Origin of the sequence: Klebsiella sp. MS 92-3 (genome assembly GCF_000195655.1) — a bacterium.
GTDB lineage: Bacteria > Pseudomonadota > Gammaproteobacteria > Enterobacterales > Enterobacteriaceae > Klebsiella > Klebsiella pneumoniae.
Genome location: NZ_GL882864.1, coordinates 11,188 through 20,337, shown reverse-complemented (window position 1 = coordinate 20,337; position 9,150 = coordinate 11,188). Strand labels below are relative to the sequence as shown.

General features: G+C 60.3%; 11 protein-coding genes. 2 read left to right on the top strand and 9 right to left on the bottom strand.

Annotation, left to right across the window (positions count from 1 at the left end):
• From HMPREF9538_RS33080 to HMPREF9538_RS02480, 9 genes are all read right to left on the bottom strand, one after another.
• On the bottom strand, positions 1–592 hold a 592-nt coding region (locus tag HMPREF9538_RS33080; protein WP_009486292.1), incomplete at its 3' end, for an ACP S-malonyltransferase.
• The gene (locus tag HMPREF9538_RS02445; protein WP_009486291.1) at positions 592–1,209 is read right to left on the bottom strand and encodes a malonate decarboxylase holo-ACP synthase; all 618 of its coding nucleotides are present in this window, start codon (positions 1,207–1,209) and stop codon (positions 592–594) included. The genes HMPREF9538_RS33080 and HMPREF9538_RS02445, both read right to left, overlap by 1 nt.
• Positions 1,210–1,212: 3 nt before the next feature.
• Positions 1,213–2,172 (bottom strand): AEC family transporter, encoded by a 960-nt coding sequence (locus HMPREF9538_RS02450; protein ID WP_004148291.1) that lies wholly within the window; start codon positions 2,170–2,172, stop codon positions 1,213–1,215.
• A gap of 136 nt (positions 2,173–2,308) precedes the next feature.
• On the bottom strand, positions 2,309–3,109 hold the full coding sequence (gene mdcE / locus HMPREF9538_RS02455) for a biotin-independent malonate decarboxylase subunit gamma (protein WP_009486290.1): 801 nt from the start codon (positions 3,107–3,109) through the stop codon (positions 2,309–2,311).
• Positions 3,109–3,942, bottom strand: coding sequence for a biotin-independent malonate decarboxylase subunit beta (locus HMPREF9538_RS02460; protein WP_004143105.1), 834 nt, complete (start codon positions 3,940–3,942; stop codon positions 3,109–3,111). The genes mdcE and HMPREF9538_RS02460 overlap by 1 nt, the downstream gene beginning before the upstream one ends.
• Entirely contained in the window at positions 3,935–4,234 is a 300-nt protein-coding gene (gene mdcC / locus HMPREF9538_RS02465) for a malonate decarboxylase acyl carrier protein (protein ID WP_004143106.1), read from the bottom strand. Before mdcC ends, HMPREF9538_RS02460 begins: the two co-directional genes overlap by 8 nt.
• A 17-nt stretch (positions 4,235–4,251) precedes the next feature.
• Positions 4,252–5,094: a triphosphoribosyl-dephospho-CoA synthase gene (locus HMPREF9538_RS02470; protein WP_009486289.1), complete on the bottom strand. Its 843-nt coding sequence runs from the start codon at positions 5,092–5,094 to the stop codon at positions 4,252–4,254.
• Positions 5,094–6,749 carry a malonate decarboxylase subunit alpha gene (mdcA, locus tag HMPREF9538_RS02475; protein WP_004176297.1) on the bottom strand — a complete coding sequence of 552 codons (1,656 nt, stop codon included), beginning with the start codon at positions 6,747–6,749 and terminating at the stop codon, positions 5,094–5,096. The genes HMPREF9538_RS02470 and mdcA overlap by 1 nt, the downstream gene beginning before the upstream one ends.
• Positions 6,750–6,973: 224 nt before the next feature.
• Positions 6,974–8,008 (bottom strand): AI-2E family transporter, encoded by a 1,035-nt coding sequence (locus HMPREF9538_RS02480; protein WP_002903679.1) that lies wholly within the window; start codon positions 8,006–8,008, stop codon positions 6,974–6,976.
• A 442-nt stretch (positions 8,009–8,450) separates the two neighbouring features.
• On the opposite strand from HMPREF9538_RS02480, the gene kpnE reads away from it, so the two are divergent.
• Positions 8,451–8,813 carry a multidrug efflux SMR transporter subunit KpnE gene (gene kpnE, locus HMPREF9538_RS02485; RefSeq protein WP_002903681.1) on the top strand — a complete coding sequence of 121 codons (363 nt, stop codon included), beginning with the start codon at positions 8,451–8,453 and terminating at the stop codon, positions 8,811–8,813.
• Complete coding sequence (gene kpnF, locus HMPREF9538_RS02490; protein ID WP_002903683.1) at positions 8,800–9,129, top strand: multidrug efflux SMR transporter subunit KpnF; 330 nt, start codon at positions 8,800–8,802, stop codon at positions 9,127–9,129. The genes kpnE and kpnF overlap by 14 nt, the downstream gene beginning before the upstream one ends.
• Positions 9,130–9,150 lie beyond the last annotated feature (21 nt).

Below are 9,150 nucleotides of genomic sequence, written 5' to 3'. Positions count from 1 at the left end.
GCTCAGCGGCGGGGTTATCCAGCAGCGCGCAGTGCGACGGCACGCTGACCGCCAGCCGCTGGGCTTTACTGGCGCCAGCCCGCAGCGCCAGCTGCGCCACCTCGGCCATTGCCTCATCACGGCCCGCAATCACGAACTGCGTTTCGGCGTTCAGGTTGGCGAGATAAACCTCGTGGCCCTGCATCAGCGCCTCAACCCGCGGGCGGGTCAGGCCCATAATCGCCGTCAGTCCGTAACCTTCAGGATACGCCTGTTCCATTAAGTCCCCGCGCAGGGCCACCAGCCGCAACGCGCTGGCGAAATCGAGCGCGCCGGCAATCACCGCGGCCGGAAACGCGCCGATAGAGAGGCCGCTGACCATCTGCGGATCCACGCCCTGACGCTGTAGCTCGCGCGCCCAGGCGACACCGGCGATCAGCAGACAGAGCTGGACCGCACGGGTGTGTTGTAGCGCATCGGCGCTATCGAGGGTATCGACTTCATCCCCCAGCACGGCGCGCGCCTGGGTGAGGAACGCCTCGCGATCGGGGATCATCGCCAGCATGCCGGGACGCTGGCCGCCCTGACCGGGAAAGGTAAATAAAATCTTCATTATTCCTCCCTGTGCCACGGCGTCGCGGTTAAGCGCGCGCCGCGGGACGTTTTCAGCAGCGCGCGCCCGTCGCGCAGCCATTCATTAAGGGCGAAGGCGCCGTACGGCGTTTCGACCTGGGTATCAGCGCGGCATGGGAGTTGGGCCACCCGGGTCTGCCATTCCAGCAGCGCCTCGCGGTCCAACGGTTGTGGCGCGCGGATCAGCAGATCCAGATCGCTGGCCGCATGCAGCACCGGGATCTCGGTTGCCAGCGCGTAGCCGGTACTGCCGGTGACGCCCCAGCCCCAGGGCCAGCGGTGTAAGGTGAGGGCGATAGCCCCCTGGACCGGCGGCTGCGAGACAAACGGCGAGCAGAGTAATGCTTCGCGCTCGACAAGCATCTCCGGGGTGACGCTGCGCACGATATTGCGCGCCTGTACCCAGCCGGCGGCGCGCTGCTCGCGCTTCATGCCCCGCACCCCAACCGGGACGCGGACCAGGTCGTCAACGTCGCGCCTCACCACCACCGGCAGCGCGGCTCGCCACTGCTGAGCCACCCACGGCTCGGCAATGTCTTCCAGGGCGCTGGCGTGGTTTAACCAAACTAAATCGTGGGGACGCGGCGTTGCTGACATGGTTTACAGTCCTGAAGTCAAAGAGATAAACAGCGGTAGCGACAGGATACACAGAACCGAGCTCAACAGCAGCACGGCTTCAGCATCCGGAGACTGGACGCCGAAGCGGTTGCCGAAGACCACGCCGAAGAAGCCGGCGGCCAGGGCTATCATCAGGATCGCGGTAATGGCAATGGAACCGTGCAACCCAAGTAACATCACCAGACCCCAGGCAATAAACGGCTGCACCAGCAGTTTCACGATGGTTGATGTAGCGATCAGCGCATTGAGCTGCAGTTTACGCGCCGACAGGATCACCCCGGTGAGGAACAGCGCGGCGGCGGTGGCAGCCAGGCCCAGCGGTTTGATCGACGCCAGCAGCAGGTCCGGCATTTTAATGCCGATCGCGGAAAGCACCACCCCAAGCAGCGGGCCCCAGACGATCGGTTTTTTCACCGAACGCCACATCAGCACCGGCAGCATTGCCAGCGTAGAACCGCTGTTTTCACCCGCGGCGCGGGCTTTTTCACGCTCCAGAATCAGCAGGCAGAACGGGGTCATCAGTACCGAGCCGCAGGCGATAGAGACCGCCACCGACAGCGAGGTTGACGCGCCTTCACCCAGCACGCTGCCGAGGATCGGCAGACCTAGCGCGGCATAGTTTGGCAGGGCGACGGTGAGGGTCAGCACCGCGGCATCCTGCGGCGTGCGTTTGAACACGCTGGTGGCGAGGAAGTAGATCGCGGCATAGGTGATCCACATCGCGCCGGTCAACACCAGCACCAGCGGCGACTGGGCGACGATCCCGGCCCACGGCGTTTGTACCGTGGCGCTAAACAGCGTGGCGGGTAAGGCAAAATCCATTACAAAAATATTAAGCAGCGAGACGTTTTTGTTATCTACCATCCCGGCCTTACCGGCCCAGAAGCCCAGCAGCATGATAACGAAAATCGGGGCAAGAGCATGAATAATCACATAAGTCATAAATCACCTGTAAATAAGATAGAGTACTGGCGCGATTGTTATTTTTTCTAAAAGCCGTCCCTACCCGGCGCGGTTATTACGCGCTCCGGGGGACGGCTTCCGGCAGGTTTTCTTCTACTACTTACGTACGAACGTCTTACCAGCTGGCGCGCATGCGATCGCGAACCAGTTGCGAGCTGCGGCGGTTTTCCGCGCCCAGGCGGCACTTCAGTGAGGTATCGGTGCGCGCGTCAGCGATGGCGTCGCGCAGCGTGTTGCTGACCAACGACAGATCGTGGTCGTCAGGGGCATCCGGATTATTAATATCCAGCAGGGCGGAGAGCAGGCCGAGCGTCGCATAGTTGCTGACGTCGTAGGCCATTGGCGGAATGGTAGCCGCCAGTTTCTCCAGCGCCTCTACGGTACGCAGCGTAATGCGCGCCGCCGACGCTTTACCCATCGCGTGGACCAGCACGCCGCTATCGTTAAAGGCGATCAGGCGGTTGGCCTGGTAGCCGTGGGCCAGAAACGCCCCGGACATCGCTTTGCCGACGATCAGGCCAATTACCGGGTGGCCGGCCAAACGGGCTTTGGCGTAGGCGCCAGCCGCCCCGGCCAGCGCCTGGTGAATGCCGAAAGCTTCTTCGCGGCGGCCATAGGCCTGGCTTGGCACATCGATCACGGCGACGATCGGCCGTTTGACTGGCTGGTCGGCGTCGGCGGCAATGGTTTCATTAACCACTTTCGCCAGCGTCCAGCCTTCCAGCAGGCCGACTTCACCGCCGGCGGCGCGCGGGGAGTGGTTGTTAGCATCCGGGACCACGGCGATAAAACGCACGTTTTCGCCATTAATCTGGCCGTCTGCCACCTGGACGGAAGGGCACAGGCCGCTCATCAGCGGCGCGTCGGGCGCCAGTTTGTTCAGCCACAGCGCGGCGCGGTTTGGGAACTGACTCATTATTTATCCTCCCGGGCAAAAAGCTGTTTAATCTGCGCGGTATCCGCCTGCTGGCGGGTGTCGAACTGGCTCAAGCGACGCAGATAATCGTCATAGTTGTCGCTGCGGTGCTGTACCGGTACGCCTTTGGCGATCGCCTCATTCATTGCGGTTTTAACGGCGTTAACGCCATCGTTAACCAGCGCGTCGACCAGTCCGCTGGCGGCGCGAATTTCGCCGCCGGTCATGCTCCAGATAAACGGCCGGTTGCGGGAGTCGTACTCTTCAATGCCGGCTTCCTGCTCGATAACCTGCGGGCCGTTGAGGCCGAGACGGGCTTCACGAGTGACGATAAGGTAACTGCACAGCGCGGCGGCGATAGACATACCGCCAAAGCAGCCGACGGTGCCGGCGATGATGCCGACCACTGGGGTGTAGCGGCGCAGGTCGACAATCGCGGCGTGAATATCGGCGATGGCGGCCAGACCGAGGTTGGCCTCCTGCAGACGTACGCCGCCGGTTTCGAGGCACAGCACCGCCTGCGTCGGGATACCGTTGCGGTTATCTTCCGCCGCCAGCTCCAGCGCGGCGGCCATTTTGGCGCCGGACACTTCGCCCATACTGCCGCCCTGGAAGGTGCCCTCGATGGCAATCACCACCGCAGGCTGGCCGTTGATCGTGCCTTTGGCGACCACCATACCGTCATCGGATTGCGGGACAATGCCCTGGGCGCCGAGCCACGGCGACATAATACCGTCAAACGGATCCAGCAGTTCGCGGTAGCTGCCGTCGTCCAGCAGGGCGTGGGCGCGTTCGCGAGCGCGCAGTTCGATAAAGCTGCGATCGTTACGCATGAGCGGCCTCCTCAAAAACCTGTTCAATACGAATACGGGCGACGCCCGGCGTGGCGCCGAAGTCGTGGATAATCAACTGCCCGGCGGGCAGGCCGTTGATCAGGTTCAACCTGTCGAACAGCGCCTGCCAGCGCGCCTGGCTGTTATCCACTGAGGTGGTGATCTGTACGTTGAGCGTGGCGCTCTGTGCGGCGGTATAAAGTACTTCCATATCGCCTGAACCCACGACTCCTGCCAGCGCTCGGCCGCTCAGGGCGCGGCTGGCAGGAAATGACAATGTAATCTGTTCCATAACATCCTCTGAATGCGTTAGCCGGCAACTCTGTCGAGAAACAGGGTGGCGGCAAGGAGATCGGCGGCGCCTCCCGGCGAGGCGTTTTGCGCCAGCATGATTGCGTCCAGGCGGGCCAGGGCGGCGCGCCCGGCGAAACTGGCGCAACCGCCAGCCGCCAGCACCTCGCAAGCGCCTTGCTGCATGGCCTGCAGCCCGGCCATACCGGCGCGCGACAGCACGCAGGTATCGCTCAGCGAGGTCATGATGGCCATCAGCGCATCAAGCTGCGCCTGCGGCTCACTGGCGCCTCGCGCCCGGCTGTGCTGTAGTTGTGGCAGCGCCAGGCGGGTGATATGCGGGAAACCACACTGCGCTTCCTCGCGGGCGCCTGGCACCTGCCAGCGGCGGCTGGCGCGAAGCCCTTTACTAAAGCTTTTCGGCGCGAAGCCGTCGGGCAGGCGGGCGAGGGCGGCGGCGGCGTCGGCGATCGCCTGTGACTGACCCTCTCCACCCAACATCGCCACCGCGCTGACCAGCAGGCCTAGCGCCCAGATAGCGCCGCGGTGGGTGTTAACCCCACCCGTCGCCAGCATCATCTGCGCTTCGCCTTCGCGGCCAAGGCGGCCGACGGTTTCGCGCAGCGCGATGTCCGCCGGGCGACGCCAGCTTTGCTCGGCCAGCGCGTGAAAGGTCGGCTGCAGGCTGCGGGCGGAGCGCTCCATCAGCGCCAGATTCAGGTCCTGATGCGCGCCGTTGCCGCGGCTATCCACCAGACCCGGTTTCGGGCTCAGACGGGCTTCGTCAATCAGACAGGCGCTGGCGGTATGCGCCAGCCAGCTGACGCGGCTTTCTGCGTGCAGGGGGGAGAGATTTTTCATTACCAGCTCCGGAATTTTGCCGGTGGGTTGTACAGTCCGTCGGACCACTCCACCAGGTCGGCGACGCTGCCGGCGGCCAGCAGGGAGCGGGTGGCATCGCTGCGGCGAATCCCGAGATCTTCCGGGTAGACCACTTTGCCGCTCTGACGCAGCGCGGCGACGCGTTTGGCGTCCACACCAAGGCCGATATCGGTGATCCCGGCCACCGCGGCGACCATCGCCCGGCGCTCTTCAAGGCTCTCCGCACGGTACAGGTAGGCGATACCCTCTTCGGTCAGGACGTGGGTGACGTCATCACCATAAATCATTACCGGCGCCAGCGGCATGCCGGAGGTTTTCGCCACCTCAACTGCATCCAGCGTCTCAACGAAGGTTGGTTTCACGCCGGCCTGGAAGGTTTCGACCATCTGCACCACCAGCTTTTTCCCGCGCTGCATCGGGTCCGGCTCGGTGATCATATTGAGCCATGCCGGGGTGGCGTGGCGGCGACCGTGCGGGTCGTGGCCCATGTTCGGCGCGCCGCCGAAGCCGGAAAGACGGCCGCGGGTGACGGTCGAGGAGTTAGCCAGACCATCCACCTGCAGGGTTGAACCAATGAACATATCTACCGCGTACTGGCCCGCCAGCTGGCAGAAGGCGCGGTTAGAGCGCATCGAGCCATCCGGGCCGGTAAAGAAGATATCCGGGCGGGCGCGGATGTACTCTTCCATCCCCAGTTCGCCGCCGAAGCAGTGCACGCTCTCCACCCAGCCGCTCTCGATGGCCGGGATTAAGGTTGGATGCGGATTCAGGGTCCAGTGTTTACAGATTTTGCCTTTCAGGCCGAGCTGCTCGCCATAGGTCGGCAACAGCAACTCGATGGCGGCGGTATTAAAGCCGATACCGTGGTTAAGCGACTGCACCTGATGTTCCGCATAGATGCCCTTGATCGCCATCATCGCCATCAGTATGTGTTCTTGCTTAATCAGGCGCGGATCGCGGGTGAAGAGCGGTTCGATAAAGAACGGCTTGTCGGCAACCACCACGTAATCGATCCACGAGCCGGGAATATCGACGCGCGGCAGATCGCATTCGTCGTCCACCAGTTCGTTGACCTGGGCTATCACAATGCCGTCGTGGAAGGCGGCGGCTTCCACCAGCGCCGGGGTATCTTCGGTACTCGGTCCGGTATACAGGTTGCCTTTGCGGTCAGCTTTATAGCCGGCAATCAGCGCGACGTTTGGCGACAGATCGACGTACAGGCGCGAGTAGAGTTCGATATAGGTGTGGATGGCGCCGATTTCGAGCAGGCCATCTTCCAGTAGTTGCGAAATGCGCAGGCTCTGGGTGCCGGAGAAAGAGAAATCCAGCTTGCGGGCAATACCTTTTTCAAACAGGTCCAGATGCTCGCTGCGCCCGACGCTGGGCATAATCATATGCAGGTCGTGGATTTTTTGCGGATTAACTTCCGCCAGCATGCGCGAGAGGAAATCGGCCTGTTTCTGGTTGTTGCCTTCCAGCACAACCCGGTCGCCGGGGGCGAGCAGGTTTTCCAGTACGCTGACCAACTGGTCAGTCGGGATGACCTTACCTGGCATGTTCGCCTCGGCCAGCCGCCGCTGTTTTTCCGTTCGGCGACGGTTCCAGACCCGCCCCGTCGTTTGTTCGGCATTCATTAATAACCTCCTGATTCGACAAATCGTTTTGTTTGTCCTGGTGGAGATTAGTGTGCGACGCGAGGCTATGAGCATCAATTAAGCGCGGTGGCCGATCGTTAGCATCAGAGTAACGATTCCGCCGCAACGTTTGTGATGCGGATCAATAATACATAAGGCGTAGTGGTCTACGGAGAGAGTGTAGGGCAGGGAGCAGGCCGGCGAAGCGCCGGCCTGCGGAAGGACTACTGTTTACTGACATCGCTTAATAAGAAAGCGATACTCTGCCCGCCGCTGGTCTGCTCGAGGGCAATTTTGACGATAATCGTCAACGGCACCGAGAGCAGCATGCCAACCGGACCCAGCAACCATCCCCAGAAGATTAAGGACAGGAATACCACCAGCGTCGAGAGGCCCAGCCCGCGCCCCATGATACGAGGTTCGAGAATATTGCCGAATACCAGGTTGACGATCAGGTAGCCGGCCAGCACTACCAGCGCCTCGTACAGACCACCGAACACCAGCACCTGCAGGATCGGCGGAATGGCCGCCAGCACGGAACCGATATTGGGAATATAGTTAAGCGCGAAGGCCAGTAGCCCCCACATAAAGGCGAAGCGCACATCCAGCAGCACCAGCATGCCCCAGACCACCAGGCCGGTGATCAGGCTTATCGCAGTTTTCAGCACCAGATAATGCGATACGCTGTCGATGGCCCGCTGGATGGCGCCCATGCCTTCTACTGGTCTGGACATTAACTGCTGCAGCTTAGCGGGAAGCTGCGGCACCTCCAGCAGCATAAACACCACCGTCAGCAGCAGCAGAAAAATGGAGGACATGGCGTTCGACAGCTGAGTGAGCAGGCTGGTGACCAGGGTCATTACGGCGTTAGGGTCGATGTACTTATTGAGCTCGACCACCGAAACGGTGAATCCCATACGCTGCAGCCAGGGCGCGATGGTTTGCATCGGCTCATAGAGATAGTTGCGATACTGCGGCAGGGTGCGCGCCAGCTCGTTGAGCGAGGTCCCCAGCGAGGCCAGCAGCACAATGGCTAACATAACAATCAGGCCAATCAGTAGCGAGATCGCCAGCACGCGCGGCACCCGGCAGCGGACCAGGAGCTGGACCAGAGGATTGATGATCACCGCCAGAAAAAGCGCCAGGATAAACGGGACGATTATGTCCGCCGCAAAGCGAATGCCGGTAAGGATGATCACCAGCATGCCCAACATGATGACCATCTTTAATCCGTTAAGTGTAATAATGGGTTTAGCCATAGGATCCCGACCTCAAACTTCCTTGCCTATTAACAGGTTGCGTTACATTAGCATAATGACGCTTTTTTGCAGAACAAACGCATTGAAGAAAAACCGCGGCGTAAAGAATTGCAAAGTCTTTGAATTAAATGTAGCACTATGCTACAAATCTACCTGTGTTTAACTACTGAGGACAATTTTCATCCGCACCGGACGAGAAGCAACACCGCGGATAATTGTAATTTTATGGACAATCAGTTCAGGATGTATATTTTAAATCACCCCGCAGTATCCCTCACTTTTTCCCGTTTTGCCGGCGAACAGCACTGGCATTCGGCGCTATAGTCACCTTCTTTCTGCCTGAGCTGGCGCCAAGCGCACAGCGATATCTACGTCAGAAATTTTCCTGTTTACGTCTCGCGTAAACGGTAATGGATTATATTCTCAAGCAGGAGAAGGGATCATGTTTTATTGGATTTTATTAGCTTTAGCAATTATTGCTGAAATTACCGGCACCTTGTCTATGAAATGGGCAAGCGTGAGCGGCGGGCACACCGGCTTTATTTTAATGCTGGCCATGATTGCCCTGTCATATATTTTTCTTGCCTTTGCGGTTAAAAAGATTGCCCTCGGTGTGGCCTATGCGTTGTGGGAAGGGATCGGTATTTTACTGATTACCCTGTTCAGCGTGCTGCTGTTTGATGAGAGTCTGTCCCTGCTGAAAATAGCCGGCTTGACCACCTTGGTGATAGGGATCGTCTTAATTAAGTCCGGCACCCAGAAAAAAGCGTCTTCCAAGCAGGAGGTGGCCCATGCAGCAGTTTGAGTGGATCCACGCCGCCTGGCTGGCAATCGCCATTGTGCTGGAAATTATTGCCAACGTCTTTTTGAAGTTTTCCGACGGCTTCCGCCGCAAGATCTACGGCATTCTGTCCCTGGCGGCAGTATTGGGCGCGTTCAGCGCCCTGTCGCAGGCGGTTAAAGGGATCGATCTCTCGGTTGCCTATGCGCTGTGGGGCGGCTTCGGTATCGCGGCGACCATCGCCGCCGGCTGGGTGCTGTTTGGTCAGCGTCTGAATAACAAAGGCTGGGCGGGGGTTATCCTGCTGGTAGCCGGCATGGTGTTAATTAAACTCGCCTGACGTCTCGCCGCCCGCCAAACC

Bases quoted from the DNA above. Each gene is read 5' to 3' on its own strand.
- kpnE (WP_002903681.1), top strand. From the start codon at position 8,451: ATGTTTTATTGGATTTTATTAGCTTTAGCAATTATTGCTGAAATTACC.
- HMPREF9538_RS02460 (WP_004143105.1), bottom strand. From the start codon at position 3,942: ATGCGTAACGATCGCAGCTTTATCGAACTGCGCGCTCGCGAACGCGCC.
- HMPREF9538_RS02445 (WP_009486291.1), bottom strand. From the start codon at position 1,209: ATGTCAGCAACGCCGCGTCCCCACGATTTAGTTTGGTTAAACCACGCC.
- mdcC (WP_004143106.1), bottom strand. From the start codon at position 4,234: ATGGAACAGATTACATTGTCATTTCCTGCCAGCCGCGCCCTGAGCGGC.
- mdcA (WP_004176297.1), bottom strand. From the start codon at position 6,749: ATGAATGCCGAACAAACGACGGGGCGGGTCTGGAACCGTCGCCGAACG.
- kpnF (WP_002903683.1), top strand. From the start codon at position 8,800: ATGCAGCAGTTTGAGTGGATCCACGCCGCCTGGCTGGCAATCGCCATT.
- HMPREF9538_RS02480 (WP_002903679.1), bottom strand. From the start codon at position 8,008: ATGGCTAAACCCATTATTACACTTAACGGATTAAAGATGGTCATCATG.
- mdcE (WP_009486290.1), bottom strand. From the start codon at position 3,109: ATGAGTCAGTTCCCAAACCGCGCCGCGCTGTGGCTGAACAAACTGGCG.
- HMPREF9538_RS02470 (WP_009486289.1), bottom strand. From the start codon at position 5,094: ATGAAAAATCTCTCCCCCCTGCACGCAGAAAGCCGCGTCAGCTGGCTG.
- HMPREF9538_RS02450 (WP_004148291.1), bottom strand. From the start codon at position 2,172: ATGACTTATGTGATTATTCATGCTCTTGCCCCGATTTTCGTTATCATG.